Source organism: Microbacterium sp. NPDC003461, assembly GCF_053588335.1.
On the sequence record NZ_JBSFPT010000020.1, the window covers coordinates 1 to 20,359 of the forward strand.

The window sequence follows — 20,359 nt, forward strand, 5'->3', positions numbered from 1 at the left end:
CGATCGGAACCCTCGCGAGCAGTCGCGGGCGGTGCATGAGTGACCGGGCGGCGGCGAGCGCGAGCAGAACACAGCAGAGCGCGCCGAGCACGGGAGCGCCGACGCGAGCACGCGAGCGGCACCGCGAAGCGGTGCCCGAGCGGCGCAGACTCAGAAAATCAAGCCAGCGCTTCCCGGCGCCACAGGCGCGCGGCCGTCGTGAGGTCGCCCGCGTAGGTCGACAGGCGCAGGGCGCGCGACGTGAGGGCGCTGGCGCGCTCCGGCTCGCTCGGCTCGTAGTCGTCGGCGAGGTGCGTGGCACCCGAGGCCTGCACGCGGCAGAAGGCGGCCGCCCGCTCGAGCGCTCCGGCGAAGTCGCCCGTGAAGGCGCCGCGCAGGATCGTGTCGATGAGCGCCACGAGCTCGGCCGGGCCCGCCGGCATGGGAGCGCCCGCCACCACCGGATCCGCGGACGCGAGCTCCGTGCGCCCGCGCTCGTAGATCAGCGACGCCGTCTGCGGATCGTCGTGGATCGACAGCTGCAGCAGGTACAGCCGCCACAGCGATCCGGGCAGGGTGCGCGCGGGCGAGCGCGACCACAGCTCCGCGATGTCGTCGATGCCGTGGCGGTCGGTGAACGAGATGAGCCGATCGATGACGCGATCGTCGGCCTCGTGCCGCACGCGCGCGAGCAGCGCCTGCGCGGTGGAGTGCGCCGCGCGCGAGACCTCGGCCGGGTCCTCGGCGGCGAACAGCCGGTCGAACGTCTCCGACGGCCGCTTCACCGGCTTGTGGAACTCGTCGCTGCTCATCCATCCAGGCTACGACCGGCGGGCGCCCCGCGGGGCCGCGTTCACGCGTCGGCGCCGCGCTCGTCGCCCCAGCCCGCCACGAGCGAGCGCCGCCGGGGCAGCTCGTCCGGGCGCTGCGTGGCGATGAACGACACGAGCTTCTCGCGCACGTGGCACCGCAGGTTCCACAGGTCGTCGGCGTTCGCGGCCGTCATCGTCGCGCGCAGCTGCGCGACCCCGCCCACCGCGTCCGACATGATGAGCGCCGCGCTGCGGCGATCCCACTCCGGGGCGGCGTCGAGGATGAGCATGAGCTCGGCGCGCACGGCGTCGACGTCGACCGTGTAGTCGGCCTCGACGAACACCGTGCCGGTGAGGGCGGTCTGGTTGCGCGTCCAGTTCGTGTAGGGCGTGGTCGTGAAGTAGGTCGAGGGCAGCACGAGGCGCCGATCGTCCCAGATCTGCACGACGACGTACGTCAGCGTGATCTCCTCGACCGTGCCGAACTCGCCGCCCACCTCGACCGTGTCGCCCACTTTGAGCGCGTTCGAGAACGCCAGCTGCATGCCGGCGATGAGGTTGCCGAGCGTCGACTGGGCGGCGAGGCCCGCGACGATCGACGCGACGCCGGCCGAGGCGAGCAGCGACGCCCCGAACGTCTCCGCTCCCGGGATCGTCAGCAGCATGGCCGCGACGGTGAGCACGGCGACGACGGCGATGACGAGGCGGCGGATCATCCGGATCTGCGTGCGCCGGCGCCGCGCGGTGAACTCGTCCACCACGACGTGGTCCTGCCGCACCATGGCGCCGTCGACGAGGAAGATGAGCACCTTCGCGATGATCCAGCCGACGACGCCGATCACGCACAGCCGCAGCCCGTACTCCACCCCGCCGGCGAGCGCCTCGAGGTCCTGCGGAATGAAGCGCGGCACCGTCGCCCACAGGCCGAGGACCGCGACGATCCAGAACAGCGGCCGGGTGAAGCGGGCGCGCAGCTCGACGAACACGCGATGCCGGCGCTCGAGCGCGGCCGTCACGCGGCTGAAGACGAAGGCGAGGATCAGCGCAAGCGCGATCGATCCGGCCACCGCGATCCCCACCGCCAGCCAGGACGTCCACGGGTTGGCCGCCACGGTGTCCACGACGTCGTCGAGTTCAGCGTCCATGTCCCCACGGTAACCGCGGCGCCGCCCGCGCTGTCCAGGCGCCGCCCAGGCACCTCGGGCCGGCGCTCAGCCGCGTGGTGCGATCATGGAGGCATGAGGTACACAGGCATCGCGTCGATGAGGATCCGCACCGCCCGCTGACGGCGGCGCCCTCCCACGACCTGCTCCGCCGTCCCGGCATCTGCCGGGCGGTGATCGTCATGCCCCTGGACGACCCTCCCGGCTCCCTGCGAGCGACGGAGAAACCTTGTCCCCTCTTCACCCCGGATCCTCCGGGTCCTTCGAATCCCTTCCCCTCCCCGCCGGCGAGACGGCGCAGATCGTCGTCTCCGGCATCACCCTGATCCGCGGCGGCGACCGCATCCTGGACCAGGCCTCGTTCACCGTGTCGGCACGTTCGCGACTCGCGATCGTCGGCGAGAACGGCCGCGGCAAGACGAGCCTGCTGCACGTGTGCGCCGGCCTGCTCACGCCCGATGCCGGCACGGTGACGCGCGTCGGCACGATCGGGCTCGCCGAGCAGGAGCTCGATGCGGCCGGCGGCGCGATCATCGGCGACATCGTCGATGAGGCGCTGCGCGGCGCCCGCGCGGCACTGCAGGCCCTCGACGCCGCGACGTCGGCTCTCGCCGACGGCGACGACGGAGCGGACGATCGGTACGCCCGCGCGTTGGACGCGGCGATCCGATTCGACGCGTGGGACGCCGACCGCAGGGTCGACGTCGCGCTCGAGTCGCTGAGCGCGTGCACCGACCGGTCGCGCCCCCTCGCTTCGCTCTCGGTCGGCCAGCGGTATCGCGTGCGCCTGGCCTGCCTCCTCGGCGCCGAGCACGATCTGCTGCTGCTGGACGAGCCCACCAACCACCTCGACGCCGACGGGCTCGCCTTCCTCACCGATCGCATCCGCGCCCACCGCGGCGGCGTCGTCCTGGTCAGCCACGACCGGGCGCTGCTGCGCGACACGGCGGCGGAGTTCCTCGACCTCGACCCCAGCCGCGACGGCCGCCCCCGACTGTACGGCGGCGGCTACGACGGGTGGACGGAGGGCCGTCGTCGCGAGCGCGAGCGCTGGGAGCAGGAGCACGCCGACCAGCGGCGGGAGCACGCGCGGCTCGAGGACGCGGTGCGGACGGCCCAGGATCGTCTCGAAACCGGATGGCGCCCACCCAAGGGCACCGGGAAGCACCAGCGCCAGTCCCACGCGCCCGGGGTGGTGCAGGCTCTTCGCCGCGATCAGGAGGCCCTCGAGCGCCATCGGGTCACGGTGCCGCCTCCGCCCGCGGTGCTCGCCTTCCCCGAGCTGCGACCCCGCGCGGGTGTGCTCCTGCGCGCCGCGGACGTCCGCGTCCCGGAACGTCTGGAGCGAGCCGTCGATCTCGAGCTCTCGGCACGCGACCGCGTGCTCGTCGTGGGCCCGAACGGCGCTGGCAAGTCGACGCTCCTCGGCGCGCTGGCGGGCACGATCCCCGCGGACGGCGCGATCAGGAGGACGGGCAGGATCGCCCTCGTCGCGCAGGAGACGTCCCTGCCGGACGAATCCCTGACCGCTCGCGAGGCATATGAACGGCACGTCGGGCGGCTGCTGTCGACCCGCACGATCGCCGAGCGCGACGCCATCGCACTCGGATCGCTGGGGCTGCTTCCGCGCGAGGCACTGCGCACCCCGGTGACGCGCCTGTCGCAGGGGCAGCGACGGCGCCTGGAGCTCGCGCTGCGGCTCGCGGAGCGCCCGGACGTGCTGCTGCTGGACGAGCCGACCAACCATCTCTCGATCGCCCTGGTCGACGAGCTCACCACGGCGCTCCGCGCGACCCCGGCCGCCGTGGTCGTCGCCACGCACGATCGGCAACTCCTGCGAGATCTCGGCGATTGGCCGCGGATCGAGGTGCGACGATGAACGCATGACGACGACCCCGGCCCCCGCCCGCTCCGGCGGCGGCCTGCTCGCCCGCGTGGCCCAGCCGCTGATCCTCCTCGCCGTGATGTGGGCCGTCCGGTGGCTCGACGCCGTGCTGCCCGGCAGCTGGAACGCCGAGTACGGCATCGAGTCGTGGGCGCTCGACGGGCTCGACGGCGTGCTGCTCTCCCCCGGGCTGCACGCCGACGCGGCGCACCTCGCGTCGAACTCGGTGCCGTTCGCGATCCTCGGCCTGCTCGTCGCGCTCGACGGCGTCGGGCGGTTCTGGGGCGTCACCGCGATCGTCGCCGTCGTCGGCGGGCTCGGCACGTGGATCGTCAACGCGCCGGGCACCCTCACCGTGGGCGCCTCCGGCCTCGTGTTCGGCTACTTCGGATACCTGCTCGTGCGGGCGTTCGTGGCGCGCTCGCTCGGCCACGGCATCCTCTACGCCCTCATCGCCCTGGCGGTCGCGGCGCTGTACGGCAGCACGATGCTCACGGGCATCTTCGGCGCGGCGCAGGGCATCTCGTGGCAGGCGCACCTGTTCGGAGCCGTCGGCGGCGGCGTCGCGGCGATCGCCACGCGGCCACGGCGCACGCCCACGCCGGCACCCACGTCGGCACCGTGACGCCCGGTCGCCCGCCGGCAGCTCCCGCCGCGCGTCGCCGCCGCGCCGTCGCCCTGCTCGCGGCGGCGATGCTCGTCGGGCTCCTCGCGGGGTGCGCCGCCTCCGCCGGGGGCGACGGCCCCGCGCTGCCCCCGACCTCCGGCGCGTTCGACTACCAGCTGGGCGGCACGGACGACGCGCTGCCCGACGGCTCGCCGATCGACGTCGTCGTCCGCGACGCCACGGCCGCGCCCCTCGCCGGCGCCTACAGCGTCTGCTACGTCAACGGGTTCCAGACCCAGCCGGGCGCGTCGTGGGACGAGTCGCTCCTGCTGCGCGACGACGCCGGCCGCGCCGTCGCCGATCCGGAGTGGCCGGACGAGCGCGTGCTCGATCCCTCGACGGCAGCGCAGCGCGCGGGCATCCTCGAGGAGATCCTCCCCGTCATCGAGGGGTGCGCCGCGGCGGGCTTCGACGCGGTGGAGATCGACAACCTCGACACGTGGACGCGGTTCCCCGGCGTCGATCGCGACGGGGCGCTGCGGCTGGCCGCGGCGTATGCCGACGCGGCGCACGCGCGCGACCTCGCGATCGCGCAGAAGAACGCCGCCGAGGCGGCCGGCGAGGCGCGGGAGATCGGCTTCGACTTCGCGGTGGTCGAGGAGTGCGGCGCCTACGCCGAGTGCGACGCCTACGCCGCGGTGTACGGCCCGCACGTGCTGCAGATCGAGTACCCCGACGCGCTCGGCGAGGCGGGGCTGACCTTCGCCGACGTGTGCGCGCTGCCCGACCGCGCGCCGCTCACGATCCTCCGCGACCGCGGGCTCGTCGGGCAGCACGCCCCCGGGCACCGCTACGAGGCCTGCTGACGCCGCCTGGACGCGCGCGCCGCGGCCGCCGGCCCGTCCGATCTCGGTCGCGTTCGGCGGGATGCCGGCGGTCCGCGCCGCCCTCAGCCGACCGGCTGGCGGAGGATCGTGCGCAGGCGCTCGGGCGCGGTGCGGCGCGGGTCGCTCAGGTAGATCTCGTGGTGGCGGCCCGTCATGCGCAGGCCCAGCCCCGGGATCACCTCGTCGTGCAGCCGCGCGAGCACCGGGGCCTCGTCGTCGAAGGAGCCGACGTGGAGCGTCTGCACGCATCGCCCCTCCTCGAGCCCCTGCACCCGCAGCTCGTCCAGCCGTGGCGGGCGCTTCGCCGCCGCTCGCGCGACCGCCGCATCGACCGCCGCGTCGTCGATCCAGTCCGGCAGCAGGAGCAGCATCGTCCAGTGCCAGCGGGACTTGTCGCGCGCCGTCGTGAACGACGCCATGTCGTCGGCCCACCACAGCCCCTCCAGCGGGGGCACGACGTAGTCGCGCCCGGCCGCCTTGCTGGCGAACTTCGCCGCGTACGCCACGGGATAGAGGGTCTCGAGCGCCTCCCGGTACCGCGGCGAGGTGTTGGGATCACCGGATCCGTCGATCGCGAGATACCGCATCGCCGGCACGTCGACGACGCGGAACTCGCCGCGGCGGGCGCGATAGGAGTCGAGCGTCTTCGCGAGATCGACCTTGTCCGCCATGCGCCCATCGTGCCACCGCGTCGGCGGGGCGGGGATCGCTATCGGCGCACGTCGTCGCCGCGGCCGTCGCCATCGTCGCTGCCCTCGCCGTCGGGGCCGTGCTCGATCCGGATCCGCCGCCCGGCCTCGACGTCCTTGCGCTCGGCCTCCTGCGCCTTGTCGATCTTGCGCGTGTCGCGCGGCGGCAGCTGGATCCGCTCCTCCGCCGCCGTGCCCGCCTGCAGCTCGCGCCCGCGCTCCAGCTCGGCGTCGAACTCCGCGCCGAACAGCAGCGCGATGTTCGTGATCCACAGCCACAGCAGGAAGATGATCACGCCGGCGAACGAGCCGTAGGTGCGCTCGTAGTTGGAGAAGTTCGCCACGTAGATGCCGAACCCGACCGACGCGATCGCGAGCACGACGATCGCGATGACGGCGCCGGCGCTGATCCAGCGGAACCGCGGCTGCTTCGCGTTGGGCGTGAAGTAGTAGAGCACCGCCACCATCAGCACGACGATGAACGCGAGCACGGGCCACTTCGCGATCTGCCAGACCGTGACCCCGACCTCGCCGATGCCGATCGCCTCGCCGACGGACTGGGCGATCGGCCCCGACACCACGAGCAGCAGGCCCGCGACGACGACGAGCAGGATCGCGATGAGGGTGACCATGAGCTGGGTCGGCTTCAGCTTCCAGAAGGGGCGCCCCTCCTCGATCTCGTAGATCCGGTTCATGGCGCGCGTGAACGCGCCGACGTAGCCGGACGCCGACCAGACGGCGAGGACGACACCGCTGATCAGGGCGAACCCGGCCGCCGGCGACGCCGCGATCTCCTCGATCGGGCCGCGCAGCGTCTCGACCGTGTCGCCGGGCGCGACGGACGCGACGATGCCGAGCAGCGCGTCGGCGGCCTGCTGCCCCTGCCCGATCACGCCGAGCAGCGAGAACACCGCCATGAGGGCGGGAAACAGCGCCAGGGTTGCGTAGTACGTCAGGCTCGCGGCCAGGTCCATGCACTCGTCCGTCGAGAACTCGCGCACCGACTTGCGGAGCACGTACATCCACGACGGCTTGGTGATCTCGGCCAGCGAATCGGGCTTGTCGGGATGCTCCGGGCTCGGCGCGTCCGTCCGGGCGCGCTCCGGAGAGGCGGTCGATCGGGCCATGTTCGCTCCTCGTGAGTGGGAGGGGGCGGCCGCGCCGTGCGCGACCGCCCCCGGTGTCGCGTCTATCAGCTCTCGGTGAGGTTCTGGCGGCTCTGCTGCACTCGGTCGTTCACCGACTCCGCCGCCCCCTGCGCCTCGTCACGGACGTTCGTGACCGCGTTCTCGGCCGTCTCCTTCACGGCGGTCGCGGCCTCCTGCGCGGGCTCCTTCAGGTGCTCGCCCATCTCCTGCGCCACACCCTTGGCCTCATCCATGAGCGGCTGGGCCTGCTCCTTCACCTTCGCGCCGAGCTCCTTCTCCTTCTCGGAGCTGGGCAGCAGCGACGACGCGAGCAACCCCACGCCGAAGGCGATCAGGCCCACGGCGAGCGGATTGCCCTCGGCCTTCGCCGTGACGCGGTGCGCGGCGTCCGAGACGCCCGATCCCGCGCCCTGCATCGAGGACGCGGCGTCGTCGGCGGCGCCCATGATCCGCTCTCGCACGGAGGTGAAGGCACCCTTCACCTTGTCGGTCTGCCGGTGCATCGCCTTCGACGGGCTGACCTTGTCGGCCAGGGCGTCGACGTCGCGGCCGAGCTCGTCGCGCGTGCGGTCGATGTCGGCACGGATGGCATCGGGTGAATCAGTCATCGGTTCTCCTCATTCCTCTTGATCGCGTCGGGGATCTGCTGCAGGGACTCCACGGTCTGCGGCGCCCCCTTGACCTGCTTCAGGCGGCTGCGTCCCATCAGGAACAGCACGAGGGCGACGACGGCCCAGATGAGCGCCACGACCACCGCCGACCAGCCGAGCCCCATGAGCACGCCGAGCGCCCACCAGAGCGCCACGCTCAGGAAGAACACGGCCATCATCGCGGCGTAGCCGGCGCCGGCGAACATGCCGGCGCCGGCGCCCGCCTGCGTCGCGGACTGCTTCAGCTCCGCCTTTGCGAGCTCGACCTCCTTGCGGAACAGGGCCGAGATGTCGCCGGTGACCTCGCTCAGGAGGTCGCCGAGCGAGGTCGTGGCGGCCTTCTCCTCGGACGGGGTCGGATCGGTCACCGTCACACCCCCTCGGACGGACGCGTGCCGTCCCAGCCGGCGCGCGTGCGCTCGTAGGCGGGGGTCGGCTCCGCCGTGAGGCCGGTGCCCGTCGGACCGGCCGCTCCCGGCTCGGCCACGGGGGCCGCCGCGACCGCGGAGGCCGGCGCCGCGGGCGGAGGCGGCGGGACCGCCCCGCCGCCACCGGTGGTTCCGGTGCCGTCGGAGCCGTGCTGCTCGCGGGCGTCCTCGGCGAGCGCGCGCGTGAGGCGCCCGGCGGCGATGCCGGCGATGGCGGCGCCGACGATGAACACCCCCGGCTTGCGCCGCGCGAACGACTTCACCTCGTTCAGCAGCGATCCGGGATCGCGATCCCCCAGCCAGCTCGACACGTCGGTGAGCCGCTGCGACGCCTGCTGCACGAGGTCGACGGCCATGCCCTGCTCCTGCGAGCCCTGCGCCATCGATCCGAACTGCTGCCCGAGCGAGCGCAGGCCCTCGGCCACGCGCTGCTGCTGCGTCGCCGCCTGCTCCCGCAGCTCCTGCGTGGTCTGGCGGTAGACGTCCTTGACCTGCGTCTTGACCTCCTGGCCGACAGCCGAGGCCTCCTGCTTGGCCGTCTCGACGACGTGCCCCGCCTCGGCCTGGGCGGTGTCCTTCAGCTCGGCGGCCTCCTGCTTGGCGGCGTCGGTCCTGCTCCCCTGCTCCGACTCCGCTCCGGGCCCCGCACCTGGTATATAGCTCTGCGACATTGGCTTCCCTTCCTCACCGATTTCGGACAGTGGGTTCGCCAACGATGAAACGCGATCGCTCCGGGTTTCGCTCCCCAGTTGACCTGGGCGCGGATTCGTGGCAGGGGCAGGGTCTCGACGGGCGCGACGTCACGCTCCCCTGGCGGGCCCCTCGTCCGGCGCCGGCTCCGACTCGAGCGTCTGCAGCCGGTGGCTCTCGCGCCGGCCGTACGCCGCCTGGCGCATCGCCTCGTCCGACTCCAGGCTCGATCCGAGCGCTCCGGCCAGCATGCCCATGGTCGTGAACGCCCACGCCATCGCGAGCGTCGATGCGAGGGTGTCGGCGTGGCCGAGCTCCGACTCGATGAGCTCGTCGGGCACGACGATCCACACGAGCAGGGTGTTGTCGAGCAGGAGCGTGGCGTACAGGATCAGCACGCCGAGCACGAGGGTCGGCGGCAGTCTCGATCGGCTGCCTGATCGCGTTCGCCCTGCTGCTGGTGACCCTCCCGATCCTCGCAACAGCGACAGGACATGCGGCACTCAGTCTGTTCGACCTCTTCTACCGTGCGGGCTCGTTCGTGTTCGGGGGCGGCCATGTCGTGCTGCCGCTCCTGCAGGCGGAGACGGTGCAGACAGGGCTCGTAGAGCCCGGCGCGTTCCTGGCCGGGTACGGAGCCGCGCAGGCGGTGCCTGGTCCGTTGTTCACGTTCTCCGCTTTCCTTGGCGCGGTCACGACGAGCGGCCCCTCGGGGCGCTCGGAGCATCGATCGCCCTCGTCGCGATCTTCCTCCCCTCGGCCCTCCTCATCATCGGCGTACTGCCGCTCTGGAATCGGCTGCGCCGAGCCCCGAGGGTGCAGCGAGCGCTGAAGGGCGTGAATGCGGGAGTCGTCGGCCTGCTCGCGGCGGCCCTGTACGATCCGGTGTTCACCGAGGGCGTCACCGGACCGCACTCTCTCGTAATCGTCGCAGTGGCATTCGTCGCACTGACCGCGTGGAAGGCTCCCGCCTGGGCGGTGGTGCTGGGAGCCGCTGGGCTGGGGGCGCTGCTGCTCTGAACCACGCCCTCGGCCGAGACCGAAGCATGCTGAGGCAAGGCCCGCCTGCGATGCGCCGACGCCCGCGATCTGGGAAGCTTGCAGCGTGAGACGAGTTTCTGCCGCAGCCAAGGCGTATCCGCTGGTGTTCGCGACCCTGCTGATCGCGATGGTCGGCCTGATCCTGCTCACCACCCCTGCCCGAGAAACCGCCCCGTGGCTCGTCGGCGCGTATGCGCTGGCGATCGCAGCGTGGGAGGCGGTCGGCATGATCCGCCAGCTCCTCAAAGGCCACGCCGGGCTCGACATCCTCGCGGTCACCGCGATCACTGCGGCTGTGCTCGTCGGTGAGCCGTGGGCCGCGCTCGTGGTCGTGCTCATGCTCACCGGCGGCGCGGCCCTCGAAGACTACGCTGAGAACCGCTCCAAGCGCGAGCTCACCGCGCTGCTGCGCAAAGCCCCGCAGCAGGCCACCAGGCTGCTGCGCGACGAGGCCGCCCCGGCGGGCCGCTCAACCCTCGAGGCGGTCGCCGAGGACGTGCCGGTCGAAGCCGTCGAGGTCGGCGATCTGCTGCTTGTACGGCCCGGCGCGCTCGTACCGGTCGACGCGGTGCTCGTGTCAGAGCATGCTGTGCTCGATGAATCCTCGCTCACGGGTGAGAGCCTGCCGGTCGAGCGCGTGGCGGGCGAGCGCGTCTCCAGCGGAGTGGTGAACGGTGCGAGTGCGGTCACGATGCGGGCTGTCGCGCTCGCCTCAGACAGCGAGTACCAGCAGATCGTGCGTCTGGTCGAGCAGGCCGCGGGCAGCAAGGCGAAAGTGGTGCGGCTCGCCGATCGCTATGCGGTGCCGTTCACGGTACTCTCGCTCGTCATCGCGGGCGTTGCATGGGTGGCCAGCGGGGAGGCGGTCAGATTCGCCGAGGTGCTGGTGGTCGCAACGCCGTGCCCCCTGCTGATCGCCGCACCGGTCGCGTTCCTCGGCGGCATGAGCCGGGCTGCGCGCTTCGGGCTTATCGTGAAGGGCGGCGGCACTCTCGAACAGCTCTCGCGGGTACGCTCCGCGGCGTTCGACAAGACCGGCACCATCACGACCGGGCGGCCCGTGCTCGAACGCATCCTTGCTGAGCCCGGCTTCGACGAGATGAGCGTGCTCCGGTTCGCCGCATCGGCCGAGGTGCACTCGTCCCACGTGCTCGCAGAATCGGTCGTCGCGGCGGCCAAGCAGCACGGATATCCGCTGCTGGAAATGCTCGGAGCCGAGGAGATCGCCACCAACGGCGTCGCCGCGCAGTTCGCGTCCGACAGCACAAACGGTGCGGTGGCGACGGTACGGGTAGGCAAGCCCTCCTGGCTCCGCGAGTTCGCCCCGACCCTCGCGCTCGCCCCGCTGGAGCCCGGGGAGCTCGCGATCTACGTCGCCGTCGACGACCGCTTCGCGGGCGCGATCGTGATGCGCGACCAGACGCGGGACGAGGCTGCGCAGGCGCTCCACGAGCTGCACGGGCTCGGGATCGAACGCACGCTCATGGTCACCGGCGACGTGGCGACCACTGCCGAGCCGATCGCCGCGAGCCTCGGCATCGACGAGGTGCACGCCGAGTGCCGGCCCTCCGACAAAGTACGCATCGTGAGCACGGTGCAGCCCAGGCCGCTCATCATGGTCGGCGACGGCCTCAACGACGCCCCGGTGCTCGCCGCTGCCGATATCGGTTTCGCGATGGGGGCTCGGGGCGCGACCGCCGCGAGCGAGTCCGCCGACATTGTGAACCGGTACGACACCCTCGCTTCCCTCCCCCTGGCGGTACGCGTGGGAAAGGACACGGTGCGGATCGCTCTCCAGAGCATCTGGCTCGGCATCATCATCAGCGTGGGTCTCATGCTCGTCGCAGCGTTCGGGTTCCTTCCCGCGTTGATCGGGGCCTGGCTCCAAGAAGTCGTCGACCTCGTCGCGATCCTGGGCGCGCTGCGCGCCGTCGGCCCGCGCGCCGAGCGCAAACTCAAGGCGTCGCGAGCCAACGCAGACGGCGCACAGCGCACACCGCTGACAGGCCGAGAGAGCCAGCGAACCCACTGAGAATCACTATGGAGGCACCGAGCCATGGCTAGAAAAACAGCACCCCAAGCCCATCCCGGCGAACCTCACGACCGGGGCACCGGCCAGCGACTCAACTGGCTGCGCGCCGGGGTACTGGGAGCGAACGACGGCATCGTCTCGACCGCTGGCGTCGTGATCGGTGTCGCAGCGGCTACCCCGAACAACGTTCTCGCGATCGCCACGGCAGGAATCGCCGCATTGGTCGCTGGCGCATTCTCGATGGCCGGAGGCGAGTACGTTTCGGTGAGCACCCAGCGCGATACCGAGAAGGCGCTGATCGCCAAGGAGAAATGGGAACTCGAGACCATACCTCAGGAAGAACTCGAAGAACTCGCCGGCTTCTACCGTCAGCGTGGGCTCTCGGACGACCTCGCGCATCAGGTCGCGGTCGAGCTCACCGCGAAGGACGCCCTCGCAGCCCATGCAGAGGTTGAACTTGGAATCGACCCCGAAGAGTTCACCAGCCCCTGGGCGGCGGCTGTCTCGTCATTCGTCTCGTTCGCGCTGGGAGCGCTCATCCCGCTCGTAATGATCCTTTTGCCATTCGGCGAGAATCGCGTCTGGATCGCCGCGGTTGCAGTGGTGATCGGCTTGTTCCTCACCGGCTGGATCAGCGCCGCGCTCGGCGGGGCCCCGCGCGGCCGGGCCATCCTCCGGAACGTGGTGATGGGCTCAGCGACGATGATTGCGACTTACCTCATCGGCCTGCTCTTCGGCGTCGCTGTTGGCTGAGCGGAGACGACCGCTGAACCCAGCTGACCGTGAAGGTGGCGTTCAAGCTCCGGCCAGCATCATCAGGCCCACGGGGTGCAGTAGATTCCTGTAGCCGTCGTCGGCGCCCGTCACGCGCACCGGCCCTTCGAAATGCTCCTCGATCCGCAGGTCAACGCTAACGCGCTGACCTGGGCCGCAGACATGAACAAGGCCCGAACCTCTGCCAACGTTTCCATTGGCAAGGGTTCGAGCCTTGTGCGTGCGGTGGGCCCAGAGGGGCTCGAACCCTCGACCTACGGATTAAAAGTCCGCTGCTCTACCGACTGAGCTATAGGCCCGCCTCAACTCTACGCGGTGGCGGGCGGCCCTCCGCGGGGTCGGGCGGGACGGGGCCCGTCGTCAGCCGCGCGCGGCGGCGAGCTCGCCGCCGGCGTGCACGATCTCGGCGAGCGCCGCCTCGCTCGGCTCGGGCGCGACGCCCGCGACGAGGTCGGTGAGGATGCGCACGCGCTGGCCGTGCGAGATCGCGTCGAGGGCCGAGGCGCGCACACAGTGGTCGGTGGCGATGCCGACGACGTCGACCTCGACGATGCCGTGCTCCGTGAGCAGATCGCCGACCGTGGCGCCCTCGTCGGTGACCCCCTCGAACATCGAGTACGCGGGCTTGCCCTGGCCCTTCTTGACGTGGTGAGTGACGGCCGCCGTCTCGAGCAGCGGGTCGTACTCCGCGCCGGGCGTGCCGGCGACGCAGTGCACGGGCCACGTGTCGACGAAGTCGGGCTGCTCGGCGATGTGCCCGCCGTTGTCGCTGTCGGCGTCGTGCCAGTCGCGCGAGGCGATGATCAGCGCGTACTCCTCCGCCCGCTCGGCGAGCAGCCGCGTGATGCCCTCGGCCACGGCGTCGCCGCCGTCCACGCCGAGCGCACCGCCCTCGGTGAAGTCGTTCTGCACGTCCACGACCAGCAGCGCCCTGCTCATCCCGATCCGCCTCCTCGATCCGCTTTCCCGCCAGCGTACGCCGGGCCGGCGCCACCCGCACCGCGTGGGAGACTGAGCGTCGTGATCGCCGCCGCCCTCGCCCTCGTCGGCGCCATGATCTGGGGCGGCGCGGACTTCCTCGGCGGCCTCGCGGCCAAGCGCACGGCCGCCGTGCGCGTGACGTTCCTCACCGGCGTGGCGGCGCTCGTCGTGCTGCTGCCCGCCCAGCTGCTCATCGGCGGCGCGTGGTCGGCGCGAGACACCGCCCTGGGCGCGGCCGTCGGCGCGCTCTACGCCGTCGGCCTCGTGTGCCTGTACGCCGCGTTCGCGGCCGGGCCCATGATCATCCTCTCGCCCCTCGCGGCCGTGCTCTCGGCCGTCGTGCCGTCGGCGTGGGCGGTGCTCGTGGAGGGCGAGTCGCCCGGGCCGCTCGCCTGGGTCGGCGCCGCGTGCGCCCTGGCGGCCGTCGTGCTCATCGCGCGCGCCCGCGGGGAGCACGCCGCGCGTCCCCGCCCGGTGCCGCTCGCGCTCACGATCGTCGCCGGCGTCGCGTTCGGCGCCTTCGTCATCGCGCTCGATCAGACCTCCGCCGCCTCGGGGCTCACGCCGCTCGTCGCCAGCCGCGTCGTGCTGGCCGCGCTGTGCGCCGCGGGGATCGGCGTGCTCGCGCTGCGCCGCCGCGGCGGCGGGGCCGCGCCCGGCGGCCACGGGGTCAGGATCGCGCTGGCGGCCGGCGTGTGCGACGCGGCGGCGAACGTGCTCATCCTCGTCGCGCTGCGCACGGGCGACCTCGCCGTCGTCGGGGTGCTGCAGGCCCTCTACCCGGCCGGCACGGTGCTGCTGGCCGCCCTCGTGCTGCGCGAGCGCCTCTCGCCCGCGCAGGGCATCGGCCTCGTGCTCGCGCTGGGTGCCGCGGCCCTGTTCGCGCTCGCCTGACCGGCCGCCGCTCGCCTGACCGGCCGCCGCGCGGCTGAGCGTCCGCCCACCGGTGCCCACGACGGGCGGCGTAGGATGGACGCGTGTTCGAGACAGGATCCCCTCGGGGAGTGAGGAGGCCGTCGACGCGCTCTGCGTCGGCGACCGCGAGAGTCTGACGGCCCGTTCCTTCACGGTGCGGCGCCGGCTTTCGCCGCGCCCGCCCGCCTCATCCGCGCGATCCCTCCGGTTCCGCGCGTCCTCATCCTCCTCACACACGAAGAGAGCTGTCTCATGCTTCCCCTCGACGCCGCCCGCATCCGGGCGTCGTTCGCGAACGTCACCGTCCGCGAGCGCAAGAGCATCACCCTGCCCGACCTCGACCGCATCGACTGGGACCGGATCGACTTCCTCGGCTGGCGCGACCCCAAGCTGCCCCTCGTCGGCTACGTCGTCGCGATCGTCGACGACGAGCCGGTCGGCCTGCTGCTGAAGCAGGCCGAGGCCACCCCGCGCCAGCGCACGCAGTGCTCGTGGTGCGCCGACGTGCACCTGCCCAACGACGTCGTGCTCTTCAGCACGCGCCGGGCGGGTGCCGCCGGCCGCCGCGGCGACGCGATCGGCACCCTCGTGTGCGCCGCGTTCGAGTGCAACGTCAACGCGCGCAAGCGCCCGCCCCTGGCCTACGTCGGCTTCGACGTCGAGGCCGCACGGCAGGCGCGGATCGAGGCGCTGCGCGCCAACGTCGCGCGCTTCGTGCGCGAGGCCGCCGCGGGCGCGTGACCGGCGCCGGGGCGCTCCGCGGCTCAGGCCCGGAGCGCCCCGGCGATCGGCACGTCGCCGTTCCCGAACCCGATGGTGCGGCGGATCGTCGCGGGCTCGGCGAGCGCCGCGGCGATCACCGCCGCCACATCGGCGCGGCTGACCCTGCCGCTGCCGGGCTCGCGCACCTCGATGCGCCCGGTGGGCTCGTCGAGCGTGAGCGGCCCGGGGCCGAGGATCGTCCAGTCCAGGTCGGTGCCGCGCAGGTGCTCGTCGGCGGCGGCCTTCGCCTCGGCGTAGGCGAAGAACGAGCTGTCGGGCGGGGTGCCGTGATCGGGCCCCGCGCCCAGGTACGACACCATCACGTAGCGACGCACGCCCGCCTGCGCCGCCGCCTCCATCGAGCGGATCGCGGCGTCGCGGTCGACCGCGTAGGTGCGCTCGGGGTCTCCCCCGCCGGCGCCGGCCGACCACACGACGGCGTCGTGCCCGGCGAGCACCTCGGCGATGGCGTCGACGTCCATGGTCTCGATGTCGGCGACGAGCGGCGCGGCGCCGGCGGCGGCGACCTCGGCAACGTGATCGGGATTGCGGATGACGCCCGTCACCGCGTCCCCGCGCGCGCTCAGCAGCGGGGCCAGGCGCAGCGCGACCTTCCCGTGCCCTCCGATGACGACGATGCGTGCCATGTGTGCCTCCTGCTCGACGGGATCCGTCCCTCCACGCTACGTCGGATCCACGCCCCCGGCGCCGGAGGTGTCAGGCGCGCGAGCGGGTCAGGCGCGACGCAGCTGCGCGGCGGCGGGGCAGTCGAAGGGATCGCGCGCCGCGAGACCCACGCGGTTGAGGTACTCCACGACGATCGCGTACGAGCGCAGCAGGCTCGTCTCGGTGTAGGGCACGCCGTGCGTGGCGCAGTAGTCGCGCACGATCTCGCTGGCCCGGGCCAGGTACGGGCGCGCCATGTTGGGGAACAGGTGATGCTCCACCTGGTAGTTCAGGCCGCCCATGAGCGCCGTGGCCCACCAGCCGCCGCGGATGTTCCGCGAGGTGCGCACCTGCTTGGAGAGGAAGTCGAGCTTCGCGTCGGGCGCGATCACCGGCATGCCCTTGTGGTTGGGCGCGAACGAGGCGCCCATGTAGACGCCGAACACGGCCAGCTGCACGCCGAGGAAGGCGAATGCCATGCCCAGCGGCAGCATGAGGAACAGCGGCACGAGCACGACGGCGAAGCGCAGGGTGATGAGGCCGAGCTCGATCCAGCGGCCCTTGACGGGGCCGCGCGAGAGCAGGTGCCGCAGGCCGAGCCAGTGCAGGTTGAGCCCCTCGAGCGTGAGCAGGGGGAAGAAGAGCCAGCCCTGACGGCGGGTGATCGCGCGGCGCAGGCCGCGCGCCTGCGCGGCGTCCTCGTCGAGGAACGACACGGTGTCGACGTCGATGTCGGGGTCCTTGCCGACGCGGTTCGGGTTGGCGTGGTGGCGGGAGTGCTTGTTGTCCCACCACGAGAGGCTGATGCCGACGACGCCGGCGGCGAGCACGCGGGCGAGCCGGTCGTTCGCCTTGCCGCTCGTGAACACCTGCCGGTGCGCAGCCTCGTGCGCGATGAACGCGACCTGGGTGAAGAGGATGCCGAGCGCGGCGGCGATGAGCAGCTGGAACCAGCTGTCGCCCAGCAGCACGAATCCGGTGATGGCGCCGCCGAAGCCGACGGCGAGGGCGGAGCCGACGAGCGCGTAGAACCAGCGCGCGCGGCGCAGCAGGCCGGTCTCGCGCACGACCTGCGACACCTTGGAATAGGAGTGCGTGATCGGCGGGAAGCTCTCGGGCCCGGCATAGGTCTGGCGGACGGGGCCGAGCCGGGCCTGCGAGGAGGTCGAGATGAACGGAGCGGTGGTGGCCATGATCGGCTTCCCATCGTTCGGGCGGCCGCACGGCGACCTGTTGAGCCAAAGGCGGTCGCCGATCGCTGCGTGCCACGCTACGCGACGAGGCATACGGGGCGGGGCATACTCACGGCAAATGGAAAAGACCCCCGGAGTGGAGTCCGGGGGTCCTGCCGAGCCGCCTGTCGGAATCGAACCGACGACCTATTCATTACGAGTGAATCGCTCTGCCGACTGAGCTAAGGCGGCGTGTGCGCGCTGCGCGGCACGAGGAACAAGCATACCGGATCGGCGAGGCGGCGACGAATCGGCCCCGCCGTCACGAGTCGCCGGCCCGGCCGCGCGCGGAACTCACTCGCAGGTGAGCCCGCCCTCGGGCACCGCGCCCTCGAGCAGGAACTGCTCCACGGCGTCGTTGACGCACGCGCTCGTGCCGTTGTAGGCCGTGTGCCCCTCCCCCTCGTACGTGACGAGCACGCCGCTGGAGAGCTGATCCGCCAGCGACTGCGCCCACTCGTACGGCGTGGCGGGGTCGCCCGTCGTGCCGACGACGAGGATCGGATCGGCGCCCTCCGCCGTCAGCGCGGTCCGGGTGCCGGTGGGCGGGTACGGCCACTGCGCGCACAGGTCGGGGCCCGTCCAGTACGGGGCGATCGTGGGCGCCAGCTCCTCCAGACGCGCCTGCCCCGCCTCCTGCTGCTCGGGCGTCGTGGCGGGGTAGTCCATGCAGTTGTAGGCGTTGAAGGCGTCGGTGCTGTTGTCGAGGTACCGCCCGTCCTCGCCGCGTCCGTTGTAGAAGTCGGCGAGGAAGAACGCGTCGGTCGGGTCGCCCTCGAGCACGCCGACGAGGGCGTCGTCCAGGTACGGCCAGTTCGCCTCGGCGTACAGCGCCGCCACGATCGCCGTCACGAGGGTGTCGGCGCCGAGCAGGCGCCCGTCCTGCGCAGGCAGGGGGCGCGCGTCGACCTCGGCGAGCAGCGCCGCCAGATCGGCGAGGGCGTTGTCGACCGAGCCCGCGAACGGGCACTGCCTACTGTCGAGGCACCACTCCAGGTAGGTGCGCAGCGCGGCCTCGAAGCCGACCGCCTGCACCGTGCCGACCTCATCGCCCGAGACCGACGGATCGATGGCGCCGTCGAGCACGAGGCGCCCGGCGCGCTCGGGGAACAGCTCGGCGTACGTGGCGCCCAGGAAGGTGCCGTACGAGAATCCGAGGTACGTCAGCTGCTCCTGCCCCAGCACCGCCCGCAGCAGGTCGAGATCGCGCGCCGCCTGCTCCGTCGTCACGAACGGCAGCAGCTCGCCCGAGTTCGCCGCGCAGGCCTCGGCGTAGTCCGCCGAGCGCGCCGTCAGCTCGGCCTCCCACTCCGCCGTGCCGCGGGGCGCCTCGGGGATGCCGTAGAGGAACTCGTCCATCTGCGCGTCGTCGTAGCAGCGCACGGCGGTCGACTCGCCCACGCCGCGCGGGTCGAAGCCGACGATGTCGTAGGCCTCCACGAGCGCCTCGCCGAAGGACGACTCGAGGCCGGTGCGCACGAGGTCGACGCCGCTCGCGCCCGGTCCGCCCGGGTTCGCCAGCAGCGCCCCCTCCGGCGCGCCGCCCTGGGTGGCGAGGTGGCGGACGAGCGCGAGCTCGATCTCTCCGCGATCCGGATCGTGCCAGTCCAGCGGCGCGCTCACCGTGGCGCACTGGAGGCGCTCGCCGCACGACTCCCACTGCGGGGGCTGGTCGTAGAACGGCAGCAGCTCGTCGGGCACGCCGTCCGTCACCGGCGCGGGATCCTCCGGGCGCGGCTCGAGCGCCGTGCACCCCGCGAGCGCGAGGGCGGCGAGGGCGAGGCCGGCGAGGGCGGCCCGCGCGCGACCCGTGCCGCGGTGCCGACGGGTCATGCCCGCGCCCCGCTCACGACGGTGACGAGCAGGCTCTCGAGGGCGAGGGCCGGCTGCGCGTTCTGCTCGATCGCCGCGCGCGTCTCGGCCAGGTGGTCGAGCACGAGAAGGGTGCGCTCGGGCTGCCACGCCTCGGCGAGCGCGCGGAGCTCGTCGAGCAGCTCGACGTTGATGATCCCGTCGTGGCGACCGAACTGCAGCATGATCACGTCGCGGAAGAGGGATTGCAGGTCGGTGAGCACGCGGTCGAGCCCGTCGCGCAGGCTGCGCGTGGCGCGCCGCTTCTGCTCGTCCTCGAGCGCGGACAGCTGCGACCGCACGGCCGGCGGCACGCGCGATCCCTCCGGCACGCCCACCGTGCGCAGCAGCGAGGCCCGCTCGGCCTCGTCGCGCTCGGCTGTCAGCGCCTTGGCGTCGTCCGTCGCCGCATGCACGATCTCGCCGGCGACCTCGACGACGTCGCCGATGCTGCGCACCCGCAGCACCGCGCGCAGCGTCTCCTCGCGGCGACGGCGGGAGGCCTCGTCGGTGGCCAGTCGCTGCGCCATGCCGATGTGCCGCTGCGCGTGCCGCGCCGCCTGCTCGGCGGCCGCCTCGTCCACGCCCGTGCGCGCGACGAGCAGCCGGGCGACGTCGTCGACATCGGGCTCGCGCAGCCGCAGCGTGCGCACGCGCGAGCGGATCGTGGGCAGCAGGTCGGCGTCGCTCGGGGCGCACAGGATCCAGATGGTGCGCTCGGGCGGTTCCTCGAGCGCCTTCAGCAGCACGTTCGAGGTGCGCTCCGTCATGCGATCCGCGTCCTCCATGACGATGACGCGGTAGCGCCCGAGCGAGGGCGCGAAGTAGGAGCGCTCCACGAGTGCGCGCGCCTGCGCGATCGTGATGATGACGCCCTCGGTGCGCAGCGCGAGGAGGTCGGGGTGCGTGCCCGCGATCACCTGCCGCATGGTCGCCGTGTCGTCGGGCCCCTCGGCGATGAGCGCGGCCGCGAACGCGTGCGCGAGCGTGGAGCGGCCGGATCCGGGCGGGCCGGTGAGCAGCCACGCATGGGCGAGGCTCGACGGATCGTGCGCCGCGGCGGAGAGGGTCGCGACCGCGTCGTCCTGGCCCCACACATCCCCCCAGGGCAGCGCGGGGGCGGCGACGGCGGTCATGCTCTCAGCCTAACGGCGGGGTGCGACGCCG

At 72.5% G+C, this 20,359-nt stretch carries 22 protein-coding genes and 2 tRNA genes; 9 read left to right on the forward strand and 15 right to left on the reverse strand.

The features are described from left to right. Positions 1-158: 158 nt before the first annotated feature. Positions 159-791, reverse strand: coding sequence for a DNA-directed RNA polymerase subunit beta (locus ACWDR7_RS09150; RefSeq protein ID WP_449854608.1), 633 nt, complete (start codon positions 789-791; stop codon positions 159-161). Positions 792-832: 41 nt separating this feature from the next. Then, entirely contained in the window at positions 833-1,936 is a 1,104-nt protein-coding gene (locus ACWDR7_RS09155) for a mechanosensitive ion channel family protein (RefSeq protein ID WP_449854609.1), read from the reverse strand. Positions 1,937-2,183: 247 nt separating this feature from the next. Here ACWDR7_RS09155 and ACWDR7_RS09160 point away from each other — a divergent pair, with 247 nt between their 5' ends. Genes ACWDR7_RS09160 through ACWDR7_RS09170 form a run of 3 tightly spaced genes read left to right on the forward strand, consistent with a single transcriptional unit; the run spans position 2,184 to position 5,312 of the window. Then, complete coding sequence (locus ACWDR7_RS09160; RefSeq protein ID WP_449854610.1) at positions 2,184-3,833, forward strand: ATP-binding cassette domain-containing protein; 1,650 nt, start codon at positions 2,184-2,186, stop codon at positions 3,831-3,833. A 4-nt stretch (positions 3,834-3,837) separates the two neighbouring features. Continuing rightward, positions 3,838-4,464, forward strand: coding sequence for a rhomboid family intramembrane serine protease (locus tag ACWDR7_RS09165; RefSeq protein ID WP_449854611.1), 627 nt, complete (start codon positions 3,838-3,840; stop codon positions 4,462-4,464). After that, positions 4,461-5,312: an endo alpha-1,4 polygalactosaminidase gene (locus ACWDR7_RS09170; protein ID WP_449854612.1), complete on the forward strand. Its 852-nt coding sequence runs from the start codon at positions 4,461-4,463 to the stop codon at positions 5,310-5,312. Before ACWDR7_RS09165 ends, ACWDR7_RS09170 begins: the two co-directional genes overlap by 4 nt. A gap of 83 nt (positions 5,313-5,395) precedes the next feature. Here ACWDR7_RS09170 and ACWDR7_RS09175 read toward each other — a convergent pair whose 3' ends face one another. From ACWDR7_RS09175 to ACWDR7_RS09200, 6 genes are all read right to left on the reverse strand, one after another. Next, complete coding sequence (locus tag ACWDR7_RS09175; RefSeq protein ID WP_449854613.1) at positions 5,396-6,004, reverse strand: GyrI-like domain-containing protein; 609 nt, start codon at positions 6,002-6,004, stop codon at positions 5,396-5,398. A 38-nt stretch (positions 6,005-6,042) separates the two neighbouring features. Continuing rightward, positions 6,043-7,149: a YihY/virulence factor BrkB family protein gene (locus ACWDR7_RS09180; protein ID WP_449854614.1), complete on the reverse strand. Its 1,107-nt coding sequence runs from the start codon at positions 7,147-7,149 to the stop codon at positions 6,043-6,045. 65 nt (positions 7,150-7,214) lie between these two features. Then, on the reverse strand, positions 7,215-7,778 hold the full coding sequence (locus tag ACWDR7_RS09185; RefSeq protein WP_449854615.1) for a DUF3618 domain-containing protein: 564 nt from the start codon (positions 7,776-7,778) through the stop codon (positions 7,215-7,217). Continuing rightward, the gene (locus ACWDR7_RS09190; protein ID WP_449854616.1) at positions 7,775-8,188 is read right to left on the reverse strand and encodes a phage holin family protein; all 414 of its coding nucleotides are present in this window, start codon (positions 8,186-8,188) and stop codon (positions 7,775-7,777) included. Before ACWDR7_RS09190 ends, ACWDR7_RS09185 begins: the two co-directional genes overlap by 4 nt. Before the next feature lie 2 nt (positions 8,189-8,190). After that, positions 8,191-8,919: a hypothetical protein gene (locus tag ACWDR7_RS09195; RefSeq protein WP_449854617.1), complete on the reverse strand. Its 729-nt coding sequence runs from the start codon at positions 8,917-8,919 to the stop codon at positions 8,191-8,193. A gap of 129 nt (positions 8,920-9,048) precedes the next feature. Further along, on the reverse strand, positions 9,049-9,345 hold the full coding sequence (locus ACWDR7_RS09200) for a hypothetical protein (RefSeq protein WP_449854618.1): 297 nt from the start codon (positions 9,343-9,345) through the stop codon (positions 9,049-9,051). A 155-nt stretch (positions 9,346-9,500) separates the two neighbouring features. Between ACWDR7_RS09200 and ACWDR7_RS09205 the strand changes: the two genes are divergently transcribed. The 4 genes from ACWDR7_RS09205 (at position 9,501) to ACWDR7_RS09220 (ending at position 12,764) form a co-directional block, all read left to right on the forward strand. Further along, positions 9,501-9,770 (forward strand): chromate transporter, encoded by a 270-nt coding sequence (locus ACWDR7_RS09205; protein WP_449854660.1) that lies wholly within the window; start codon positions 9,501-9,503, stop codon positions 9,768-9,770. Further along, on the forward strand, positions 9,710-9,958 hold the full coding sequence (locus tag ACWDR7_RS09210; RefSeq protein ID WP_449854661.1) for a chromate transporter: 249 nt from the start codon (positions 9,710-9,712) through the stop codon (positions 9,956-9,958). The genes ACWDR7_RS09205 and ACWDR7_RS09210 overlap by 61 nt, the downstream gene beginning before the upstream one ends. A 124-nt stretch (positions 9,959-10,082) precedes the next feature. Continuing rightward, entirely contained in the window at positions 10,083-12,011 is a 1,929-nt protein-coding gene (locus ACWDR7_RS09215; protein ID WP_449854619.1) for a heavy metal translocating P-type ATPase, read from the forward strand. Positions 12,012-12,035: 24 nt separating this feature from the next. Further along, positions 12,036-12,764, forward strand: a complete 729-nt coding sequence (locus ACWDR7_RS09220; protein WP_449854620.1) for a VIT1/CCC1 transporter family protein — start codon at positions 12,036-12,038, stop codon at positions 12,762-12,764. Positions 12,765-13,011: 247 nt separating this feature from the next. Here the strand turns inward: ACWDR7_RS09220 and ACWDR7_RS09225 are convergent. Together ACWDR7_RS09225 and ACWDR7_RS09230 are read right to left on the reverse strand one after the other, a co-directional pair. Further along, a tRNA-Lys gene (locus tag ACWDR7_RS09225) sits at positions 13,012-13,084 on the reverse strand. Between the two features lie 61 nt (positions 13,085-13,145). After that, positions 13,146-13,724, reverse strand: a complete 579-nt coding sequence (locus tag ACWDR7_RS09230; RefSeq protein ID WP_449854621.1) for an isochorismatase family protein — start codon at positions 13,722-13,724, stop codon at positions 13,146-13,148. A gap of 81 nt (positions 13,725-13,805) precedes the next feature. Between ACWDR7_RS09230 and ACWDR7_RS09235 the strand changes: the two genes are divergently transcribed. Then, complete coding sequence (locus ACWDR7_RS09235) at positions 13,806-14,660, forward strand: EamA family transporter (protein WP_449854622.1); 855 nt, start codon at positions 13,806-13,808, stop codon at positions 14,658-14,660. A gap of 273 nt (positions 14,661-14,933) precedes the next feature. Further along, positions 14,934-15,422 carry an FBP domain-containing protein gene (locus ACWDR7_RS09240; RefSeq protein WP_449854623.1) on the forward strand — a complete coding sequence of 163 codons (489 nt, stop codon included), beginning with the start codon at positions 14,934-14,936 and terminating at the stop codon, positions 15,420-15,422. Positions 15,423-15,445: 23 nt separating this feature from the next. On the opposite strand, the gene ACWDR7_RS09245 is transcribed toward ACWDR7_RS09240, so the two are convergent. From ACWDR7_RS09245 to ACWDR7_RS09265, 5 genes are all read right to left on the reverse strand, one after another. After that, complete coding sequence (locus tag ACWDR7_RS09245) at positions 15,446-16,090, reverse strand: NAD(P)H-binding protein (RefSeq protein ID WP_449854624.1); 645 nt, start codon at positions 16,088-16,090, stop codon at positions 15,446-15,448. 87 nt (positions 16,091-16,177) lie between these two features. Continuing rightward, positions 16,178-17,302, reverse strand: coding sequence for a fatty acid desaturase family protein (locus ACWDR7_RS09250; RefSeq protein ID WP_449854625.1), 1,125 nt, complete (start codon positions 17,300-17,302; stop codon positions 16,178-16,180). Positions 17,303-17,460: 158 nt separating this feature from the next. Continuing rightward, positions 17,461-17,533 (reverse strand) — tRNA-Thr (locus ACWDR7_RS09255). A 102-nt stretch (positions 17,534-17,635) separates the two neighbouring features. After that, positions 17,636-19,174 carry an alpha/beta hydrolase gene (locus ACWDR7_RS09260; RefSeq protein ID WP_449854626.1) on the reverse strand — a complete coding sequence of 513 codons (1,539 nt, stop codon included), beginning with the start codon at positions 19,172-19,174 and terminating at the stop codon, positions 17,636-17,638. Then, positions 19,171-20,328 (reverse strand): DNA polymerase III subunit delta', encoded by a 1,158-nt coding sequence (locus ACWDR7_RS09265; protein WP_449854627.1) that lies wholly within the window; start codon positions 20,326-20,328, stop codon positions 19,171-19,173. Before ACWDR7_RS09265 ends, ACWDR7_RS09260 begins: the two co-directional genes overlap by 4 nt. Positions 20,329-20,359 lie beyond the last annotated feature (31 nt).